Here is a 21,270-nt window from a genome sequence, read left to right as displayed (position 1 = left end):
GAAGTTTGTTGTATTCAGGGGGCCGGAATGAAACCAGATATGACGGTGGAAGAATGACCTCTCACGATAAGAACAACACGCCCGCCAACACGGCAAAGGCCGACATCGAGGAACAGGCGCTCTTTTTCCACCGCTATCCGCGCCCCGGCAAGCTGGAGATCCAGGCCACCAAGCCGCTCGGCAACCAGCGCGATCTGGCGCTCGCCTATTCGCCGGGTGTGGCCGCTCCCTGCCTCGCCATCCATGAAAATCCGGAAATGGCAGCCGATTATACAGCGCGCGCCAATCTCGTCGCCGTCATCTCCAACGGCACCGCCGTGCTCGGCCTTGGCAATATCGGCCCGCTTGCTTCCAAGCCTGTCATGGAAGGCAAGGCCGTCCTCTTCAAGAAATTCGCCGGCATCGACGTCTTCGACATCGAGATCGACGCGCCCGGCATCAATGACATGGTGTCGACCATCGCAGCGCTGGAGCCCACCTTCGGCGGCATCAACCTTGAGGACATCAAGGCGCCGGAATGTTTCGAGGTGGAACGCCAGCTGCGCGAGAAGATGAACATCCCCGTCTTCCACGATGATCAGCATGGCACCGCGATCATCGTTGCCGCCGCCGTCACCAACGCGCTGGAACTGGCCGGCAAGTCTCTGTCCAGTGTCAAGATCGTCGCCTCCGGCGCCGGTGCGGCAGCCCTCGCCTGCCTCAACCTGCTTGTCGCCATGGGCGCAAAAAAGGAAAACATCTGGGTCCACGATATCGAAGGCCTGGTTTATGACGGCCGCAACGAGCTGATGGACGAGTGGAAGGAAGTCTACGCCCAGAAGACCGACAAACGCGTGCTGGCTGACTCCATCGATGGCGCCGATGTCTTCCTCGGCCTTTCGGCGGCCGGCGTGCTGAAACCGGAACTCCTGGAGCGCATGGCGGAAAATCCGCTTATTCTTGCGCTCGCCAACCCCAATCCGGAAATCATGCCTGAAGTGGCGCGTGCGGCGCGCCCGGACGCGATGATCTGCACCGGCCGTTCGGATTTCCCGAACCAGGTCAACAACGTACTCTGCTTCCCCTATATCTTCCGCGGCGCGCTGGATTGCGGTGCGACGACCATCAACGAAGAAATGAAGATGGCCGCCGTGCAGGCCATCGCCGAGCTTGCCCGCGAGGAAGTCTCGGAAGTGGCGGCCCGAGCCTATAGCGGCGAAACCCCGGTCTTCGGCCCGACCTATCTCATCCCCTCGCCCTTCGATCCGCGCCTCATCCTGCGCATTGCGCCGGCCGTTGCCCGCGCTGCCGCCGCAAGCGGTGTCGCCGCCCGGCCGATCACCGATTTCGAAGCCTATTTCGACCAGCTGAACCGTTTCGTCTGGCGCTCCGGCTTCATCATGAAGCCGGTCTTCAATGCCGCCAAGGCCGCCGAAAAGAAGCGCATCATCTTTGCCGAAGGCGAAGACGAGCGTGTGCTGCGCGCCGCCCAGGTTCTGCTGGAAGAAGGCACCGGCATCCCGATCCTCATCGGCCGCCCGCAGATCATCGAAACGCGCCTGAAGCGCTTCGGCCTGCGCATCCGCCCGCATACGGATTTCGCCGTGGTCAATCCGGAAGACGATCCGCGCTACCGCGATTATGTCGATGATTATTTCGCGCTGGTCGGCCGCGCCGGCATCAACCCGGAAGCGGCGCGTACCATCGTGCGCACCAACTCCACCGTCATCGGCGCGCTGTCGGTCAAGCGCGGCGAAGCCGATGCGCTGATCTGCGGTCTGGAAGGCCGTTATGACCGGCATCTGCGCGACGTGAACCAGATCATCGGCAAGCAGGAGAATGTGCGCTCCTTTGCGGGCCTCAGCCTGCTCATCACCCAGCAGGGTGCGCTGTTCCTCACCGATACGTTCGTGAATAACGATCCGACGTCAGAAGAAGTGGCGGAAATGGCCATTCTTGCGGCCAAGGAAATTCGCCGTTTCGGCATCACGCCGAAGATCGCGCTCGCCAGCCACTCCAATTTCGGTTCGCGCGATTCTGAAAGTGCGCGCAAGATGCGCCGCGCGCTGAAGATCGTGCAGGCAGCAGCCCCCGAGCTGGAAGTGGACGGCGAAATGCAGGGCGGCTCAGCCCTTTCGGAAGCGCTGCGCAAGCGCGCCATGCCGAACAGCGTGCTGACCGGCGAAGCGAACCTTTTGGTTTTCCCGAACCTTGACGCCGCCAACATCACGCTCGGCGTCACCCGCACCCTGACGGAAGGCCTGCATGTCGGCCCGATCCTGCTCGGCACAGCCCTGCCCGCCCACATCCTGTCGCCCAGCGTCACCTCGCGCGGCGTAGTCAACATGGCAGCCTTTGCCGTGGTCCAGGCTTCGCACCCTTCGGTGTGATGCTGCGGGCGCATTAACGCAATTTTGAACAAGCTGTTGCCGCATTGCGGCAACAGCTTATGTTATCTTCCTGAAACACGGATTTCGTGAAGTATAACGCCCCTGCCACCGGCCGGGGACATTAAACGGATCGCACAATTGACCCGGCGCAGCCGCATCATCGGCCTCCTGCTTCCCCTTGTTTTCCTCGCCCCGGCCACCGCCTTCGCGGATCAGGTCTGCGATACGCTTTATGCGCAACTGCGCGAGCCACCACGTGTCATCGGCAACACGGCAGAGGTGCGGCGTTACGCCAATGCGCTCGCCCGCCAGAACATCGTCGTGCGCAAGATCAGGAACGATCTGCGCAGCTATGGCTGTTCATCCGGCAGCGTCATTGTCTACGGCAACCCCAATGCCGGCCTCTGCGCCGAGATCGGCGATGCGCTGGTGGATGCCGAGGCCGAACGTGACGCCATCATTCGTGACCGTGATGACGCGATGGCGGCTCAGCGCAGCGATGATGGCGGCATCAGGCGCCAGCGCATTCTCGCCGCACTCGACGCCAATGGCTGCAGCGCAATGCCGGAAACGGACAGGCAATCGCCGCAGGCCCCGGATGTCACCCGTTATCCCGATGCTTTCCGCCAGGGCGACCGTGAGCCGGGACGGACGGGCCTGTCGCCTTACCCCAATGCCGCCGCCGAGGGCGGACTGCGCACCCTTTGCGTACGCACCTGCGACGGCTCGTTTTTCCCGATCGCCTCCAATGCCTCGCCGCTCGATTTCCGCGCCCAGGCGGAGCAATGCCAGAAAATGTGCCCGGGCACGCAGACCGAGCTTTATTTCCACTCCATGACGGATCAGGAAACCTCCGATATGGTCTCGGCCGAAACCGGCAAACCCTACAGGGACCTGCCCACCGCCTTCGCCTATCGCAACGCGTCTACGAAAGCGCCCGGCTGCGCCTGCAACATGGCCGCCTATCACGAGGACATGCAGAAGCAGGAAGAGGCCGCCCGGCCACAGGCCGAAAAGCCCTATTCCGGCATCACCACCATTCCGTCACCGCAGGGCGACAAGCCGAAGGAACCGGCCGAACAGCAACAGGCGGCAAAACCGCCGGAGCAACCGGTTCCCGAACGCGATTATGATCCGAACGACGCAAAAGTCCGCGTCATCGGCCCGAAATTCCTGCCGGACCAGACGGGCCGCATCGACCTGAAGAACCCGGCACTGAAGGGCATTCAACCGCAGCAGTGATATGTGTCGTGAGCGAGCGCCCGACCCTTGTTTCTTCTCCCCGAGGGGGAGAAGTCCGCGACAGCGGGATGAGGTGGCAACGTCAGCGATATTCGGTGAGCTAGCCCCCTCATCCGACCCTTCGGGCCACCTTCTCCCCCTTGGGGAGAAGAAACGCGCAGCACCGCCTTGCGACGGCACTTCCCCAGAACCGGGGCCGGGCTTGCCGCAAAGCAGATCAAAACGGCGACGGGGTTCCCCGTCGCGCAGTAAGCCGGCGGTTAGGACCGGGCGGGTGCCACAAGTTTCTTCTCCCCGAGGGGGAGAAGTCCGCGGCAGCGGGATGAGGGGGCAACGTCAGCGATATTCGGTGAGCTGGCCCCCTCATCGGACCCTTCGGGCCACCTTCTCCCCAGGGAGAAGAAAAAGCGGCAACGCTTCACTTCATCCGCAGACCGTTATCAGTGCCTTACCGCCCACCCCAGCGATTGCGAAACACCAGCTCCTCCAGCGGCACACGCTGGCGCCAGCCCTTCACCGCCAGTTCCGGTTCGGTATAAAGCGTATTGACGCGCCCGAGGCACAGCCAGGCGACAATTTCGATGTGCTCAGGGATATCAAGAATGGTGCGAATATCGCTGTCGTGGAAAATACTGACCCAGCCGACGCCGATGCCTTCGGCGCGGGCGGCAAGCCAGAGGTTCTGGATGGCGCAGACTGTGGAATAGACATCCGTGCGCGGATTGTGGGTGCGCCCCAGCACCACCTCGCCACCGCGTGTTGGATCGCAGGTCACGCAGATGCTGAGCGGCGCCTTGCGGATGCCTTCGAGCTTGAGACTGCGATAAAGCGCCTGCTGCTCGCCCGTAAACATCGCCGCCGCCTCTTCATTGGCCCGGCTGAAGGCCACAAAGGCGGCCTGGCGCACGGCCCCATCGGTGACGAGCGTGAAATTCCACGGCTGCATGAAACCGACAGAGGGAGCCGAATGCGCCGCCTTCAGGAGACGCTCGACAAGCTCCTCCGGCAGCGGATCAGGCAGGAACTGGTCGCGCACGTCGCGACGCGTCTCGATGGCGCGGTAGATCGCCTCGCGCTCCGCACCGGAGAATGGCTGGGCAGGCGAAAGCGCATGGTCGAATGGATCGGTTTGCAATGGATTGCCAGCGGACGGGTCGGTCGGCATCGTTTAACCCCAACAATGCGGGCGCGCGGATGCCGAAACCATGCCGGTTTTCGCATGCACGACGCGCCTCTTCAGCAACCTGCCGCCGTCCGCGCGGTTCGGTCTATCCTGCCAGGCCGGTCTTCTGACTCGGCTTCATCCGCCCTCTTCGCCTTCCCGAATGACTTCAGTGGCTTTTTGAAAAGGGCATCCGCCTCACAGCGCTGGGCACGTTCCGGTTTCTCACCGGATTCCCGATTCTCCCGCCACAAGGGCGGGCACCTGACTGAGGAAGCTATGAGCAAGAAGGCTTGCGAATGCAAGTATCGCGAGGCCGGTGCGGCAATGTGACCTTAACGAAAGCCAAATCGCATTACGCCACAGGGAAGTAACGCACATAAGCGAATTCATCACCGTCCGGCGACCAGTTGGGCGAGTTCATCGTGCCCTGCCCGCCGAAAAGCTCAAACAGCGTTTCGACATTGCCGCCATCCATATCCATCAGCCGCACGCGCACATCGAGATCACGCGGATGGTCGAAAACGTCGCCGTCATAGGAGACGAACACCACCTTGTCCCCTTTGGGAGACGGGTGCGGAAACCAGTCACCATAGGAACTGTCAGTGATGCGCTCCACAGCGGAGCCATCCACCCGCACCCGCCAGATCTGCATCAGCCCGGTGCGGCTGGAATTAAAATAGACCCACGCACCATCAGGCGAATAATCCGGCCCGTCATTGCGGCCCTCACCATGGGTCAGACGCGTCTCGATGCCGCTGTCGATATCCATGGAATAGATGTCGAAGACCTGATCGCGAATGCCGCAATATGCGAAACTCTTCCCGTCCGGCGCCCAGCCATGCCAATAGGAAGGAAGGTTCTTCGTCATCAGCCTTGGCGCACCGCCCGCCGATGGCAGAAGATAAATGGCGCTCTTGCCGAATTTCACCTTGTCGGAAATGGCATACAGCGAACCATCAGGCGAAATGCCGTGGTCGTTGTTGCATTGCGTCGCAAAGCCGGTATCGACCTTCTCCGGTGAAGCATCACCGGATGGGGACAGGCGATAGAGCAACCCCTCGCTGTTCAACAGCAGATATTTGCCATCCGGCGACCAGTTCGGCGCCTCGAACAGCTCCGGCGTCTGCCACACCACCCGCATCTGCCGGGTGCGGATGTTGAAGATTTCGATGGAACTGCGCATGCTGCCTCCCGGGGCTGTCGATAGTCTGGCTCTGATCGTTGGCGGACGCAGACATTCCGTTTGCTTTCGCCGCCATGGTGATTATGATCCTATGGCCGCAGGCACCGTCCTGCAAATTCAAATCGGAAAAAACGCCAGCGTTCCGGCACCGCCCGTAACCCTTCCCGTTTCTCCCAGATCCGAGGTTCCGCGATGAATACCATCGCCGATCACGGCATCCGCTTCGGGCGGATCGCCGCAATGCTTCCTGTCAAGAATATCGAAAAGGCCCATGACTTTTATGTCGGTGTGCTGGGCTTCACAAAAACCTTCGAAAACGGCACTCCCGTCGGCTTCATGATCCTCAAACAGGGCAATGCCGAATTGCACCTGACATTGCAGCCCACCCATAAGGCAGCGCCCTTCAACGTGGCGCATATGATGGTCAGCGATGTCGATACGCTGCATGAGATTTGCAAAAGCCATGGGCTGCGCATCATCAAGGCTCTGCAGGACAAGGATTATGGCCTCAGGGCCTTCGTGTTTGAAGATCCTGACGGCAACCGTATCGATGTGGGGCAGGTTATTTGAGGTGAGTGAAGAGTGGCGCGGGGTTTTCTCTGCGCCATTCATGAACCCCCATCGCGGACTGAGCGCATGCCGCTTGTTTCTTCTCCCCGAGGGGGAGAAGGTCGCGGCAGCGGGATGAGGGGGCAAGGGTCGTGATATACGGCAATGGTGCCCCCTCATCCGACCCTTCGGGCCACCTTCTCCCCGGCGGGGAGAAGAAATATGCCGCACCGTCTCACAGGCAATTACTCTGGATGACACCGGACCAGCGTTAAAGGCCCCCCTCCGGAAACCGCCTTAATCACCGATCCCGGAACCGGTTGGTGATCGGATAACGCCGGTCACGCCCAAAGTTCTTCTTGGTGATCTTCACACCCGGTGCCGATTGCCGGCGCTTGTATTCGGCGAGATAGAGCAGATGCTCCACCCGGTGCACGGTCACCACATCATGGCCGCGCGCCAGAATTTCCTCGACCGACATTTCCTTCTCGACGAGGCATTCGAGAATATCGTCCAGCACCGGATAAGGCGGCAGCGAATCCTGGTCGGTCTGGTTGGGGCGCAATTCGGCCGATGGCGCCTTGGAAATGATATTGGCGGGGATGACCTCGCCGGAAGGGCCGAGCGCACCCGGCGGCACATGGGCGTTGCGCCAGCTGGAAATGGCATAGACCTGCATCTTGTAGAGGTCCTTGATGGGGTTGAAACCACCATTCATGTCGCCATAAAGCGTGGCGTAACCCACCGACATTTCCGACTTGTTGCCCGTCGTCACCACCATCGAGCCGAACTTGTTCGAGACGGCCATCAAAATGGTGCCGCGCGTGCGGCTCTGCAGGTTTTCCTCGGTAATGCCCTCTTCCGTGCCCTCGAAGAGATCGGAAAGCGCCGAAAGGAAACCTTCCACCGGCTCGATGATCGGCACGATATCGTAACGGCAGCCCAGCGCTTTCGCGCAATCGGCGGCGTCTTTCAGCGATTCTTCCGAGGTATAACGGTAAGGCAGCATGATGCAGCGCACCCGCTCCTCGCCCAGCGCGTCAACGGCCAGTGCGGCGCAAATCGCCGAATCGATGCCGCCGGAAAGGCCGAGAACCACGCTCTTGAAGCCGTTCTTGTTCACGTAGTCGCGAAAGCCCAGCATGCAGGCGCGGTAATCCGCCTCCTCGCCCTCTGGTATTTTCGAGAATGGCCCGCTCTCGCAATGCCAGCCATCAGCCGTGCGTTTCCAATCAGTAACGGCAAGTGTGGCCTCGAACTGGCTCATCTGGAAAGCAAGCGTCTTGTCGGCATTGAAGCCAAAGCTTGCGCCGTCAAACACCAGCTCGTCCTGCCCGCCCAGCTGGTTGGCGAAGACGAGCGGCAGGCCGCTCTCGATCACCTGCCTGAGCGCCACCTGATGGCGCACATCCAGCTTGCCGCGATAATAGGGCGACCCGTTCGGCACCAGCAGGATTTCCGCACCGCTCTCGGCCAGCGTCTCGCACACGCCCATGTCGTTCCAGATTTCCTCGCAGATCGGAATGCCGATCCGCACACGGCGGAAATTATAGGGGCCGGAAATCGATCCTTCGGCGAAAACCCGCTTCTCGTCGAACTCGCCGTAATTGGGCAGGTCAATCTTGTCGCGCAGCGCAATGATCTTGCCGCCATCCAAAAGCGCCACCGAATTGTGCCGGCCCGTCTCGCCCTGGCGTGGAAAACCGATGACGACACCCGGTCCGCCATCGGCGGTGTCTGCCGCCAGTTCTTCCACAGCCTTCAGGCAGGCTTTCAGGAAAGCCGGCTTCAGCACCAGATCCTCAGGCGGATAACCTGAAATGAACAGCTCGGTCAGAAGCAGAAGATCGGCGCCCTGCGTTGCCGCATCGGCCCTTGCCTCACGCGCCCTGGCGAGATTGCCCGCCACGTCGCCAACGGTGGGATTGAACTGCCCGACGGCAATCCGGAGATGGTTCTGGATATCGTGTCTGTCGCTCATGCCATTTCAATACCGCGCCCGTGGCCGCTCCGCAACGCGGCAATTGCATACCACCGCATGGGCGATGCGCCACGGCTACGTTCACGCTAAGGTTATCACCGTTCCAGCCATCCTCCGCAAAGTTCATGTCGCGTTCATCGCGCTTATGTGACAGTTACATGACACTTTTGCGACGCCTGATTCATCTCCCCGGATTGGGCGGACGCCTGCAATACCGGAGTATGAGTTTGAGAGATTCGGCGCCAAAAACAACGGCTTCCGAAAAGGCTGGTTTCGTCTTTTCGCCTGCATGGACAAGGAGCCTTTCGAAGCTTTCGGCCGCGGCCTATACGCTTGCCAATCTGACGGTCGCCTCCATCGTGCTCGTCGTGGCGCTGGAATGGATCGCCCGCGGTTCGCTCCATGATGTCGGTGCTTTCCTCACCTCCTCCGCCCGCCCGGGCATGACCACCATTGCCGCCGTGCTCACTCTTTTGGTCGCGCTGGATGCGATCCTTGGCCGGCGTTATCTGTCCCTCATCGCAGTTGCGCCGCTCTGCGCGCTGACCGGGCTTATTTCCGCGCAGAAACAGACCTATCTCTCCGATCCGCTTTACCCATCCGACCTGCTGTTCGGCCGCCAGATTTTCGAGCTTCTGCCCACCATGCTGAAGGCGCAACCGCTGACGGCGGTGCTGGTCGGACTTGGCATCTGCGCCGCCATTGCCGCTCTCGTGGCGCTCTGGCTGCTGGCGCGCCGGCATTCCCCGTCATTGAGCTGGCGTGAACGCGCCGCGGGGCTTGCACTGGCGCTGCCGCTTCTTGCCGGCCTCGCCTCGCTGATGGACTATTCGCATTATTCCTGGGTCCGCGATCGCCTCAACATCATTCCGATGATGTGGGACCAGCAGGAAAATTACCGTCACAACGGCTTCCTGATGGCCTTCGCTTTCAATATTCCCATGGCCAATGTTTCGGCGCCGCAGGGTTACGGCGAAAACAGCATCGCCGACCTGACCGCGGAACCCGCCGCCTTCGCCGCCAACAAGGGCGATTATCCTGACGTCATCATGCTGATGAGCGAATCGCTGTGGGACCCGACCCGGCTTGAAAATGTGAAGCTCTCCGCCGATCCGATGCCGACGATCCGCGCCAAACAGTCCGGCAACGTGTTTTCGCCCGAGTTCGGTGGCATGACGGCGAATGTGGAATTCGAGGCGCTGACCGGCTTTTCCAACGCCTTCCTGCCCTATGGCAGCATTCCCTATCAGCAATATATCCGCCGCCCCGTGCCCTCGCTCGCCAGCTTCTTCCGCGGTGAAGGTTATTCAGCCATCGCCATGCACCCGTTCCAGGAATGGTTCTGGAACCGCAAGCAGGTCTATCAGAATTTCGGCTTCGAGGAATTCCGCTCCGAAGAGACTTTGCCGGCCATGGAAAAACGCGGCAACTTCGCCTCTGACGATGCGCTGATGGACGAGATCATGGCGACGGCCGACAAGGCGCAGAACCCGCTCTTCCTCTTCGCCGTCACCCTGCAGGGACATGGGCCTTACGAGGCGACCCGTTACGCCGAAAACACCATCAGCGTCGAAGGCGATCTCTCCGCATCGGCCTCGCAGGCGCTCTCCACCTATTCGCAAGGCGTCGTGGAAGCGGATGATGCGCTTTTGAAAATGATGCGCTGGGCGAAGAAGCGCGACCGCGAAACCATCATCGTCCTCTTTGGCGATCACCTGCCGCCGCTTGGCCAGGCCTTCGTGGAAAGCGGTTATATGCCGGGCATGGTGGCCAGCCGCCGTGCACCACTTGACGTGATGAAGAAGGAACATGAGACGCCGCTCGTTGTCTGGTCCTCGAAAAAGGGCGTGCGCAAGAATATCGGCACCATCAGCCCGGCGCTTCTGCCCTATCACGTGCTGAAGACCGCCGGCTTCTCCGATCCCTTCTACACCGGCACGCTCGGCGAGGTGCAGCATGCCTTTTCCGTCATCGACCGGCATATGCTGGTGGAAACCGATGGCAAGGCCCTGCCCGACTGGTCTATCGCCCCGAACGCCGTTCCCGACGTGGTGCGCGATTACCGCCTGCTGCAGTTCGACATGATGTTCGGCGCCCAATATGGCCGCGAGCGCTTCTTCCCCGGTTTCAACTGGCTGCACGAGGGTGCGCCGGCCGTCTGATGATGTGTGGCGGGGACGCCTGAACCGCATGGCGACGGAAATCGTTTGAATTCCGCCGCCATGCGGGTTTATCTCGCACGGAGCGCAGGCACCTCATCAAAACCGGAGACACACCGTGTCAGATATCTCCGACTACATCACGTCGCATTTCAAACGTTCCTCCCGCGAAATTGGTGAGGTGGAGCGCCGCATTCTGGAACTGTCGCACCAGAAGAAGCTGGTTTCGAGCGACATCAATGCGGAATTTTCCGCCGGCGCCAGTCTCGGCGACAGGCTGGCCGACAATATTGCCAAGATCGGCGGCTCCTGGGGTTTCATCCTCGGCTTCTGCTTTTTCCTGATCTTCTGGGCGATCATCAACACCATAATACTGACAACAGGCGCCTTCGACCCCTACCCGTTCATCTTCCTCAACCTGCTGCTTTCCATGCTGGCCGCCATTCAGGCGCCGATCATCATGATGTCACAGAACCGCCAGGCCGCCCGCGATCGTTTCGAAGCCGCCAAGGATTACGAAGTGAACCTGAAGGCCGAGCTGGAAGTACTGTCGCTGCATGAAAAGATCGACGTCAAGGTGCTGGCCGAGCTTGCGGCGCTGAGACAGGACCTCGCCGCACTCCACCACCACGTCACCCGCAAAGACGGCTGACAAAGGACGGCTGACACCGGCAAAATTCATCCCCGCTTTTCCCCGCCCTGCCGCGTGCTGTTATCCTGCATGCAGGCCTGCCGGGTGGGGGGTGGAGTATAGTGGACGGAGGCGCGTGTGGCCTTACCCCCCTCTGCCCTGCCGGGCATCTCCCCCTCAAGGGGGGAGATCGGCAAGAGGCTCTTTCATCGCTTCATCCTCAAGCTTAGAGAGGGCGAGACCTAGCCGCAGATCGATCTCCCCCCTTGAGGGGGAGATGCCCGGCAGGGCAGAGGGGGGTAAGCCCCAGGCACGGTCGGTCCACTGAAAATTCACCCCCAGTTACGAATCCGTCAGAATCTTGCGCTACAGATTGACGCAGGCGTTTGTTGCATTGCACTCTTGCGGGCAAGGTTGACGGGGGAATCACTCCCCATCGTCAAAATGGCATCACGACCATTTCGCGACGACGCCGTGCCGGATGCGACATCCGGTTATCGCAATGCATTCTGTTCCGGGGTTTTTCATGCACCAGTTCGATCTGATTGTTGTCGGCAGCGGTCCGGCGGGAAGACGGGCCGCCATTCAGGCCGCCAAGCTCGAAAAGAAGGTTCTGGTCATAGAGAAAGGCAGCCGCGTCGGCGGCGTTTCCGTGCACACCGGCACCATTCCTTCCAAGACCCTGCGCGAAACTGCGCTCAACCTTACCGGCTGGCGTGAGCGCGGTTTTTACGGCCGCTCCTACCGCGTCAAGCAGGAGATCGACGCCGACGATCTGCGCCGCCGCCTGCTCATTACGCTCGATCACGAAGTCGAGGTGCTGGAGCACCAGTTTGCCCGCAACCGCGTGCAGCACATTCGCGGCACGGCAAGCTTCGTTGACGCCAACACCATGAAGGTGGTGAAGAACGACGGCGAGATCATGAATGTCACCGGCACCTCCATCCTGCTGACCATCGGCACCCGGCCCTACCGGCCGCCGCATATTCCCTTCGACGGCCAGGCGGTGCTTGATTCGGATGAGATTCTCGAAATAAAGGAACTGCCGCGCTCCATGGTCGTGGTTGGCGCCGGCGTCATCGGCATCGAATATGCGACGATCTTCAGCGCGCTCGACACGCAGGTGACGGTGGTGGAACCGCGCGAGACCATGCTGGAATTCATCGACAAGGAAATCGTCGAGGACTTCACCTATCAGCTGCGTGATCGCAACATGAAGCTGATCTTTGGCCAGAAGGCGGAAAAAGTGGAACGCGACGAGAGCGGCAAATGCCTCGTTTCGCTCGGCAATGGCCGCGTCCTCAAAACCGAGACGGTGCTGTTTGCCGCCGGCCGTGTCGGCGCCACCGATACGCTCAACCTTTCGGCCTGCGGGCTGGAAGCCGACAGCCGTGGCCGCCTGAAGGTCGATCCCGAAACCTTCCAGACCTCGGTGCCGAACATCTATGCTGCCGGCGATATCATCGGTTTCCCCAGCCTTGCCTCCACCTCCATGGAACAGGGCCGCATCGCTGCCCGCCATGCCGTCGGCGCACCGGCCGGCGAACCGCCGCAATTCTTCCCCTACGGCATCTATGCCGTGCCGGAAATCTCCACCTGCGGCCTGACGGAAGAAGAAGTCATCGAACGCGGCATTCCCTATGAATGCGGCATCGCCCATTTCCGCGAGACCTCGCGCGGCCATATCATGGGCCTCGACAGCGGCCTCTTGAAGATGATCTTCTCGCTGAAAACCCGCCGCCTGCTGGGCGTCCACATCGTCGGCGAAGGAGCGACCGAACTGGTGCATATCGGCCAGGCGGTGCTGAACCTCAAAGGCACGGTGGAATATTTCGTGGAGAATACGTTCAATTACCCCACGCTGGCTGAGGCCTACAAGATTGCCGGGCTGGATGCGTGGAACCGCATGGGTGAGATCAAGAAGGATTGATCAGCGGATTTTCAAAGGGGTGCGAAGCTGCCGAGAGGCATGGCAGGTTGCCTTGCGCGCTTGTGGCAAGGTCGTAGCATCCCCACTCCATCACCCCGGACTTGATCCGGGGTCCAGCCAACCCAAGTCCTTGGGTCGAAAAGCCTCTTCCCGCTGCAGAGATAGCAGACTTCTCCGTCGTCATCCTCGGGCTTGACCCGAGGATCCACAAACCGGCGCACCATGGATCCTCGGGTCAAGCCCGAGGATGACGCCGAGTTTTCAGCCACCCCACTATGGGTGGAACCGCACTCACCAGCGAATACTGTACCGCGCACTCACGCCGGGCCGGAAATGATCCGCATAGCCCTGATCCAGCGTCCCCCGCAACGTCAGATTATCGCCGATCTTCTGCTCCACCGCCACGCCGCTGCTGAACTCATTGAAACTGTTGCGGCTGGCCCCCGTCAGCACAAAAGCGGTGCCGGTCTCGGAGCGGGAAAGCCGCAATGACTGCGAGACGTCGAGGCCGTTCCATTGCTGCGCCGTGCCATCATAACGCACGGTGAAATTGCGGTTCGCCTCGATATCCAGTTCCGGCGTGACGATACGCTTCTGCTGCGAAGTCACGGAAACGCTGCTCGATCCCGTCAGCGCGTTGAACAGCACACCGACATCGCGGGCAAGCGAAACGCCGGGCAGCTGTTCGGCGAGCAGCGTGACATTGCCCCATACACGCACCGGCGTATCCACCACCTGCCCCGTCTTTGAAGCACTCATGCCCATTTCCAGCCCCGCCCGGATCGGCGTATCGACCGGCAGCTTCGCGCCGATGCGCGCCGTATAGGAACGGTCGGAATTCTTGACCGGCTTCCAGATCAGCCCGGCCTCATCGGCAAGAGCTGATGTTGAAATCCCCACCAACGCCATAAGCGGCAGGCCGAAGATGAAAATGGATGTGCGTGATGGCATATCTTGTTCCCAAGCCATTTAAGGGCATGCCGAGAGACCCGGTCATGCACGGTAAAAGTCGAGTCCAACGAGATTGTCGGCGACGAAGGCCACCCATCAGGATGACCCGCTTTCCCAGAATGGCAACACGAAGCAGCCGGGAAATCATGTTGGCTATTGTGCCAGATGAACGGGAGATGAACAAGCGCATATGCAGCAATTTTTATGCTGCGGCGCACCGCATTCAAAAAGTCGCCTGGCCAAACATTTCGATTGCTTGACGAATCGGCGTCTCCCCGCTGATATTTGGTGAGCGTCGCCTGCGCTCAACCTCCCGGACCGTCCCCAGCGCGGTCTTCAACGGAGGCAAAGGGACTGTTGTCTCAGGCCATCTTTTTGGTCCGATCGTTTCGGGCGGGTTGCTGGGGAACTGCGTCCGGGACGTGAGAGGCCTGATAATGACGCAAAATAGCAACCTGAAACGTCGCGTAAGAGCTCGCGCAGCCAAAACCGGCGAATCCTATACAGCTGCTCTTCGGCATATTCGAAAAATACCAGATGTCCCTGGAAGCAGCTCAATCCGAATGGCTGTCGCGCAGACATCGCTGTTCGACGATCCTCGTGACGTCTCCGCATTGAAGACAAGCGGACAGGAAATACGCCACCTTATGTGCGAAGCCCATAAGGTCGGCGCTCGTCTCATACATTTCCCCGAGGGCGCAACGTGCTGGCCAGGTAAACGGATTATGTCCGGGACCGGCCCGGCAGAAATCGGACCTTCCGACTGGACACGGTTCGAATGGGAAACTCTGCGCAACGAACTGCAGGCAACCAGAAAACTTGCGCACAAGTTGAAACTCTGGACAGTTTTGGGTGCCGTCCATCAGCTGACGTCGCCGCACCGGCCATATAACAGCCTGTATGTGGTCTCTGATCGTGGGAAGCTTGTAACGCGCTATGATGAGCGTCTGCTGTCGAACACCAAAATCTCATTCATGTACTCGCCGGGAAGCGTCCCGGTGACGTTTGAAGTCGATGGCGTCCGTTTCGGTTGCGCCCTTGGCATGGAAGCGCACTATCCGGAAATATTCATGGAATATGAAAAGCTGAACGTCGATTGCATGCTGTTTTCGACCGCGGGCGACGGCCCTTCCAATGCGTCGGCATTTGCCACGGAAATATTGGGGCACGCATCGAGCAACTCCTATTGGGCCAGCTTTCCACCCTTGCCCCACAAAGTCCCAGCGCTCCCTCGGGAGTCGCCGCACCAGATGGTCAATGGGTGGCGCAATGCCCGATGAATGGTTTACCGGCTATTGCGTTAGCGGATGTCATCATCGATCGGGAAAACCCCGCGCGACCGTGGCGGCGAAAAGCGCGCGCCGATCTTTACACGCCTCATCAGGTAAATAACGATCCGAGAAGCGACAGCCGGAACCAGTTTTAACACTCAATACCCGCCAGTGGCGCTGATTTGTGCCACTGGCCACCTGGCTCAGGGTGGAACGTAGTGTCCACGCCCAAACAAAAAAGGCCGCAGCTTTCGCCACGGCCCCTTGTTCGATCAGCTTACACTGAAGAAGATTATTCGGCGTCGCCTTCAGCGGCCTTCTTCTTGGCCGGAGCCTTCTTCTTCGGAGCGGCTTCTTCGCCTTCAGCGGCGTCGTCAGCCTTGGCAGCAGCCTTTTTCTTGGCCGGGGCCTTCTTCTTGGTTTCCGTAGCTTCTTCGGCGTCGTCAGCCAGCAGCTCTTCCTTGGAAACGGTCTTGTCCGTTACCGAGATTTCGGAGAGCAGCTTGTCGATGACCTTTTCTTCGAAGATCGGAGCGCGCAGCGAAGCGGAAGCGCCGGGCGTGTTGCGGAAGAAATCGAGGATTTCCTTCTGCTGGCCGGGGAACTGCTGCAGCTGCTGGAACAGCGCGCGCTGCATTTCTTCTTCGGTCACTTCAACGCCGGCCTTTTCGCCGATTTCGGAGAGAACGAGGCCGAGACGGACGCGGCGTTCAGCAAGCTTGCGATATTCTTCGCGGGCTTCTTCTTCGGTCGTGTCTTCGTCAGCGAAGGTCTTGCCGGACTGGGCGAGATCGGTGTTGATCTGGCGCCAGATGTTGTCGAACTCGGCGTCAACCAGGCCAGCCGGCGTGTCGAACTTGTACATTTCGTCCAGCTGGTCGAGGATCTGACGCTTGACCTTCTGGCGGGTGATGTTGCCGTACTGGCTTTCGATCTGACCCTTGACGATTTCCTTCAGCTTTTCAGCCGATTCGAGACCGAGCTTTTCAGCCAGTTCGTCGTTGATTTCAACGGCAGCAGCAGCGGCAACTTCCTTGACGGTGATGTCGAAGTTGGCTTCCTTGCCGGCAAGGTTTGCAGCCGGGTAGTCAGCCGGGAAGGTCACGGTGATGGTCTTTTCATCGCCAGCCTTGACGCCGACCAGCTGGTCTTCGAAGCCGGGGATGAAGCGGCCCGAACCGAGAACCAGTTCAGCATCTTCAGCAGCGCCGCCGTCGAAGGCAACACCGTCAACCTTGCCGAGATAGTTCATGGTGACGCGGTCGCCATCGGCAGCCTTGCCCTTCTTGGCTTCGAAGGTGCGGGCGCTCTCAGCGATCTTCAGGATCTGCTCGTTGATTTCGTCTTCAGAGACTTCAACAACTTCGCGGGTAACCTTTATACCGTCATTGGCCTTCAGTTCGATGGCCGGGATGATTTCATAGGCAACGGTGAATTCGAAATCGGATTCAGCCGACAGGATCTTTTCGGCTTCCTGCTCGTCTTCGGTCATGGAGATGGCCGGCTGGGTAGCAGACTTCTCGCCGCGGCTGGAAAGGATTTCGGTCGGCTTTTCACGAACGAGCTCGTTGACGAGGTCGGCCATGATGGACTTGCCATACATCTTCTTCAGGTGGCCCATCGGCACTTTGCCGGGACGGAAGCCGTTGATGCGAACCTTGTCCTTGGCGTCAACCAGGCGCTCGTCCAGACGGGCCTTCATGTCGGCGGCCGGAATAACGACCTTGAGTTCGCGCTTCAGCCCTTCAGCGAGCGTTTCGATAACCTGCATTTTCCTAACCTTCACATCATGGCGGCGGTGCTCAGACAGCCGTTGGTTTACTTTCGAGCACTGCGCCGGAAACATCGTTCCCCGGCCGTGGCTTCCCTTATTTCTTTACACAAGCGCCTGCCGGGCAACATTGCGCCGGCGCCGGAGACAAAGGTGCAAGGGGGATGATGAACCCCGAAGCTCCCCGCATCTTATAAAGATGCACTCTGGCGCAAGCGTGGCACAGCCATGCTTTGCTTGTGGTGCGGGTAGAGAGACTCGAACTCCCACGCCGAAGCGTTGGTACCTAAAACCAATGCGTCTACCAATTCCGCCATACCCGCACGTTGGGCGGCGGTATGTCACAATGTTCAGAAAGGGTCAAGCACGCCGTTCCCCTGCCTCCGGTTTCATCAGGACTTTTCTTGGCTCCGCTCCAAGGGCGCGGATGAGTATTCCTCTTTCACCGTTTGCCCTCGGCAATAAGGGAGTGTGATGCAGCAAGGAAGGCAGCACCGATCCCGGACTAAAAAACGGCAGGCCACGCTTGTGTCCAGAGCCTCAGCCCGCCCGCCGCCCCTGCCCCCGCAGCGACACTTATGCAGGCAGAAAATGCGCACATCATTTATGCGGCTACATTGACATTATATATAGCATCGCCGGCAACTCCCATAGCCGGGTCACCGTCAGCCGATGAGATTCGTCGCCCCTGCCCTGCACCTGCCTCTTCACGCATGGCCAGCCCTGCCGCACGGCTGCACATCTTCCGGCCATCTGGCGTCACCAAAAGCACATAAATTGGTCACAAATTATGCATGAATCGCCGCAATCGGGCTCATTTACCGGCTTGTCGTGCATTGCGTGCATAGGTGACATCTTGCTTTGTCTGTTTTTGTTTTGATTAAACCGATTATATTCATGGTCATACAGAGATCAGTTCAGCCCCGGACCCAAAGCCTCCCAAGACTGGCCGCGCGGACTGAACAGCACGAAGAGGAAAATGACCATGAACATCACCCGCTCGCTCACCAACTGGCGCAAGTATCGTCAGACCGTAACCGAACTTGGCCGCATGACCGACCGCGAACTGAGTGACCTCGGCATTGGCCGTCAGGACATCCGCCGCGTCGCCCGCACCGCCGTCGGCATCTAATAGAGATGCCCCGCCGCGCAAACGCGACGGATGCGAGACGACCCTCCCAAAAAGGCCTGAGGCGCCCGCCTCTGGCCTTTTTTCGTTTTGGGAATTTCTGACGGCGTAAGCGGCTCTCTCCTGCATATGCGAAGAGCAGCGGATGAAAAAATCGCCCTATTCCCCCATGCCCGCACAACGCTTGAGCAAGGCTAAAACCGCTTTCGCTCCACTAAACCTCCCCAAAATGCCTCTTCATCGCCGCAACGGGCCACCAGACCCATCCAAACCGCCCGAAACACAGACATTTCCGCTTATATTTTGCTCAGATGATATTCAGAGCCGCAAATTTAGCCGACATAGTGCACAAATGCATGGCAGTAGCCTAAATTCTGCACTGCACAACATGGCTTAATGTCTATATATAAACCTCAACAGCCGAGAGCACAGAGAAACACTGAGCCGGCAGACGAAATCAACAGAGATAGATTGAGGAAACGACCATGAACCCTATCCGCATTGCAAAGAACTGGATCTCCTACCGCCGCACGATCAACGAACTCGGCAGCCTCTCCAACCAGGCTCTGAGCGACATCGGTCTGACCCGTTACGACATCCGTAACGTAGCAGCCCGTTCGTTCCGCTAAGGCGTAAACGATCGTCCCGCTGCCCGACCTCCAGGGCGCGACGATCGAGCGACAGGTAAAGAAAGCGGCGCCTCTGGCGCCGTTTTTGATTCTGGCAGTCGGCTGCAAGCAGCTTTTTTTTGAAGATGCACTCCGGGCATCCGCCACCATTCGGTTTTACAGAGCCGGTCGGCATTTCGGATACAGGCGCTATGCCAAACACATTGGGTTCGAGATCGCCGCTTGTTTCTTCTCCCCGTCGGGGAGAAGGTTGCCCGAAGGGTCGGATGAGGGCTAGCTCTCCGAATATCTCTACCCTCGCCCCCTCATCCGGCTGCCGCGGACTTCTCCCCCTCGGGGAGAAGAAGCAGGCGGCAGGCGCTCGCTCCCCAGATGCTTGTCGGCTTTTTAGCCCTGCCGCGAACTTGATAGCCTGACTATCCTCATATCCGCCACCCTTAAAAATAGAGCTTGTCCGCATCTCGGATACGGGCGCTACGCCAAACACATCGGGGTCGAGATCGCCGCTTGTTTCTTCTCCCCGCCGGGGAGAAGGTGGCCCGAAGGGTCGGATGAGGGGGTAGCTCTCAGAATATCGCTACCCTCGCCCCTTCATCCCGCTGCCGCGGACTTCTCCCCCTCGGGGAGAAGAAGCAGGCGGCACGCGCCGTTTCGCAATGCCCCGCGCCTCTTCCTCGCCCGCCCAATCCCAAAAACATTTGGCTGCCCCGGCCATGCATGCTAGTGCATCCCGCAACAATGCCGCGTCCTCTGGGACCCGCGCGAAACAATCACTCAAGAGACAGCCGCCGAACGGGAGCCTCTGCCCCGCATGCGGCCCATGGACGCCAGATGGACGCCAGCATGCAAGACAAGACCCATTCTCCCATTCACGTCGTGGGCGGCGGATTGGCCGGTTCGGAAGCCGCGTGGCAGATCGCGCAGAGCGGCGTGCCCGTCATCCTGCATGAAATGCGTGGCGTGCGCGGCACGGACGCGCATAAGGGCGACAGCTTGGCGGAACTGGTCTGTTCCAACTCCTTCCGCTCGGACGATGCGACGGCCAATGCGGTCGGCGTCATCCATGCCGAAATGCGGCTTGCCGGTTCGCTGATCATGGCCTGCGCTGACAAACATCAGGTACCGGCCGGCGGCGCGCTTGCCGTCGACCGCGACGGGTTTTCGCTTGCCGTTACCGAAATGCTGCAACTTCACCCGCTGGTGACGATTGTCCGCGAGGAGGTTTCCGGCCTGCCGCCGAAGGAATGGGGCAGCACCATCATCGCCACCGGGCCGCTCACCTCGCCGGATCTGGCGGCAGCGGTCCAGGCCGAAACGGGTGAGGATGCGCTGGCCTTTTTCGACGCCATCGCCCCGATCGTCCACCGCGACAGCATCAACATGGATATCTGCTGGTACCAGTCGCGTTACGACAAGGTCGGCCCCGGCGGCACGGGCAAGGACTACATCAACTGCCCGATGGACGAAGAGCAATATAACGCCTTCATCGACGCGCTGATTGCCGGCGACACGGTCGGTTTCAAGGAATGGGAAGGCACGCCCTATTTCGACGGCTGCCTGCCGATCGAAATCATGGCCGAACGTGGCCGCCAGACGCTGCGCCATGGCCCGATGAAACCGATGGGGCTGACCAATTCACACAACCCCACCGTCAAGGCCTATGCCGTGGTGCAGCTGCGCCAGGACAATGCGCTCGGCACGCTCTACAACATGGTCGGTTTCCAGACGAAACTGAAATACGGCGTGCAGGCGGATGTGTTCCGCATGATTCCGGGCCTCGAAAATGCGGAATTCGCCCGCCTCGGCGGCCTGCACCGCAACACCTATATCGATTCCCCTGTCCTGCTCGATCCGTCGCTGAAGCTGAAATCCCGCCCCGACCTGCGCTTCGCCGGCCAGATCACCGGCTGCGAGGGTTATGTGGAAAGCGCCTCCGTCGGCCTTCTCGCCGGCCGCTTCGCCGCCGCCGAACGCAAGGGCGAGGCCCTGAGCCTGCCGCCGGCCACCACGGCGCTTGGCTCGCTTCTCAACCACATCACCGGCGGCCATCTTTCCTCAGATGATGAGCCGGGCAAGCGTTCCTTCCAGCCGATGAACATCAATTTCGGCCTGTTCCCCGAACTGGAGCCGGGCTCCATCGTCAAGCCGGAGGGCGTGAAACGTTTTCGCGGCAAGGACAAGACGATTATGAAACGCCAGCTGGTTGCAGCGCGGGCGCTGAAGGATTGCGCGGAATGGCTGGGGATGGGCGAAACCGCCCCGGCAGCCGGTGCCGCGCTGGATCATTGAATGATCGAAGCATTGGCCAGG

14 protein-coding genes, 1 tRNA gene, 1 pseudogene and 1 riboswitch are annotated in these 21,270 nt (G+C 60.0%); of the genes and pseudogenes, 10 read left to right on the top strand and 6 right to left on the bottom strand.

The window, feature by feature from the left end; all coding sequences use genetic code 11:
- Nucleotides 1–53: 53 nt before the first annotated feature.
- Nucleotides 54–2,369 carry an NADP-dependent malic enzyme gene (locus tag M0412_RS04655; RefSeq protein WP_142839854.1) on the top strand — a complete coding sequence of 772 codons (2,316 nt, stop codon included), beginning with the start codon at nucleotides 54–56 and terminating at the stop codon, nucleotides 2,367–2,369.
- Nucleotides 2,370–2,507: 138 nt separating this feature from the next.
- Nucleotides 2,508–3,611: a DUF2865 domain-containing protein gene (locus M0412_RS04650; protein ID WP_269699667.1), complete on the top strand. Its 1,104-nt coding sequence runs from the start codon at nucleotides 2,508–2,510 to the stop codon at nucleotides 3,609–3,611.
- Between the two features lie 448 nt (nucleotides 3,612–4,059).
- Here the strand turns inward: M0412_RS04650 and bluB are convergent, their stop codons facing one another.
- Entirely contained in the window at nucleotides 4,060–4,776 is a 717-nt protein-coding gene (gene bluB / locus M0412_RS04645; RefSeq protein ID WP_269699668.1) for a 5,6-dimethylbenzimidazole synthase, read from the bottom strand.
- 96 nt (nucleotides 4,777–4,872) lie between these two features.
- Nucleotides 4,873–5,056, bottom strand: a riboswitch (cobalamin riboswitch).
- Nucleotides 5,057–5,128: 72 nt separating this feature from the next.
- Nucleotides 5,129–5,959 carry a TolB family protein gene (locus tag M0412_RS04640; protein WP_269699669.1) on the bottom strand — a complete coding sequence of 277 codons (831 nt, stop codon included), beginning with the start codon at nucleotides 5,957–5,959 and terminating at the stop codon, nucleotides 5,129–5,131.
- 192 nt (nucleotides 5,960–6,151) lie between these two features.
- Here M0412_RS04640 and M0412_RS04635 point away from each other — a divergent pair, with 192 nt between their 5' ends.
- A complete protein-coding gene (locus M0412_RS04635; protein ID WP_142839856.1) occupies nucleotides 6,152–6,529 on the top strand; it encodes a glyoxalase superfamily protein in 378 nt (125 codons plus the stop codon).
- A 280-nt stretch (nucleotides 6,530–6,809) separates the two neighbouring features.
- Here M0412_RS04635 and M0412_RS04630 read toward each other — a convergent pair whose 3' ends face one another.
- Nucleotides 6,810–8,489, bottom strand: coding sequence for an NAD+ synthase (locus tag M0412_RS04630; protein ID WP_269699670.1), 1,680 nt, complete (start codon nucleotides 8,487–8,489; stop codon nucleotides 6,810–6,812).
- Between the two features lie 221 nt (nucleotides 8,490–8,710).
- Between M0412_RS04630 and M0412_RS04625 the strand changes: the two genes are divergently transcribed.
- The 3 genes from M0412_RS04625 to sthA all read left to right on the top strand — a co-directional run bounded on the left by M0412_RS04625 (nucleotide 8,711) and on the right by sthA (nucleotide 13,209).
- Nucleotides 8,711–10,651 (top strand): LTA synthase family protein, encoded by a 1,941-nt coding sequence (locus M0412_RS04625; protein WP_269699671.1) that lies wholly within the window; start codon nucleotides 8,711–8,713, stop codon nucleotides 10,649–10,651.
- 115 nt (nucleotides 10,652–10,766) lie between these two features.
- Nucleotides 10,767–11,300 (top strand): DUF1003 domain-containing protein, encoded by a 534-nt coding sequence (locus M0412_RS04620; RefSeq protein ID WP_269699672.1) that lies wholly within the window; start codon nucleotides 10,767–10,769, stop codon nucleotides 11,298–11,300.
- Between the two features lie 505 nt (nucleotides 11,301–11,805).
- Nucleotides 11,806–13,209 (top strand): Si-specific NAD(P)(+) transhydrogenase, encoded by a 1,404-nt coding sequence (gene sthA, locus M0412_RS04615; RefSeq protein WP_142839859.1) that lies wholly within the window; start codon nucleotides 11,806–11,808, stop codon nucleotides 13,207–13,209.
- Between the two features lie 291 nt (nucleotides 13,210–13,500).
- Here the strand turns inward: sthA and M0412_RS04610 are convergent, their stop codons facing one another.
- A complete protein-coding gene (locus M0412_RS04610; protein ID WP_269699673.1) occupies nucleotides 13,501–14,160 on the bottom strand; it encodes a hypothetical protein in 660 nt (219 codons plus the stop codon).
- Between the two features lie 437 nt (nucleotides 14,161–14,597).
- Between M0412_RS04610 and M0412_RS04605 the strand changes: the two are divergent.
- Nucleotides 14,598–15,586, top strand: a pseudogene (locus M0412_RS04605) (carbon-nitrogen hydrolase family protein).
- 137 nt (nucleotides 15,587–15,723) lie between these two features.
- Here M0412_RS04605 and tig read toward each other — a convergent pair.
- Together tig and M0412_RS04595 are read right to left on the bottom strand one after the other, a co-directional pair.
- On the bottom strand, nucleotides 15,724–17,202 hold the full coding sequence (tig, locus tag M0412_RS04600) for a trigger factor (RefSeq protein ID WP_046798367.1): 1,479 nt from the start codon (nucleotides 17,200–17,202) through the stop codon (nucleotides 15,724–15,726).
- 240 nt (nucleotides 17,203–17,442) lie between these two features.
- Nucleotides 17,443–17,525, bottom strand: a tRNA-Leu gene (locus tag M0412_RS04595).
- A gap of 662 nt (nucleotides 17,526–18,187) precedes the next feature.
- Here M0412_RS04595 and M0412_RS04590 point away from each other — a divergent pair.
- The 3 genes from M0412_RS04590 (at nucleotide 18,188) to trmFO (ending at nucleotide 21,249) form a co-directional block, all read left to right on the top strand.
- The gene (locus M0412_RS04590; RefSeq protein WP_013636249.1) at nucleotides 18,188–18,334 is read left to right on the top strand and encodes a DUF1127 domain-containing protein; all 147 of its coding nucleotides are present in this window, start codon (nucleotides 18,188–18,190) and stop codon (nucleotides 18,332–18,334) included.
- 482 nt (nucleotides 18,335–18,816) lie between these two features.
- On the top strand, nucleotides 18,817–18,960 hold the full coding sequence (locus M0412_RS04585) for a DUF1127 domain-containing protein (protein ID WP_003495735.1): 144 nt from the start codon (nucleotides 18,817–18,819) through the stop codon (nucleotides 18,958–18,960).
- Nucleotides 18,961–19,791: 831 nt separating this feature from the next.
- On the top strand, nucleotides 19,792–21,249 hold the full coding sequence (gene trmFO / locus M0412_RS04580) for a methylenetetrahydrofolate--tRNA-(uracil(54)-C(5))-methyltransferase (FADH(2)-oxidizing) TrmFO (RefSeq protein ID WP_269699677.1): 1,458 nt from the start codon (nucleotides 19,792–19,794) through the stop codon (nucleotides 21,247–21,249).
- Nucleotides 21,250–21,270: the final 21 nt, after the last annotated feature.

The sequence above is a fragment of the Agrobacterium sp. O3.4 genome (genome assembly GCF_041414895.1).
Taxonomy (GTDB): domain Bacteria; phylum Pseudomonadota; class Alphaproteobacteria; order Rhizobiales; family Rhizobiaceae; genus Agrobacterium; species Agrobacterium cucumeris.
Note: the sequence above shows the minus strand (reverse complement) of the source record. Positions and strands in the feature narration are given on the sequence as shown.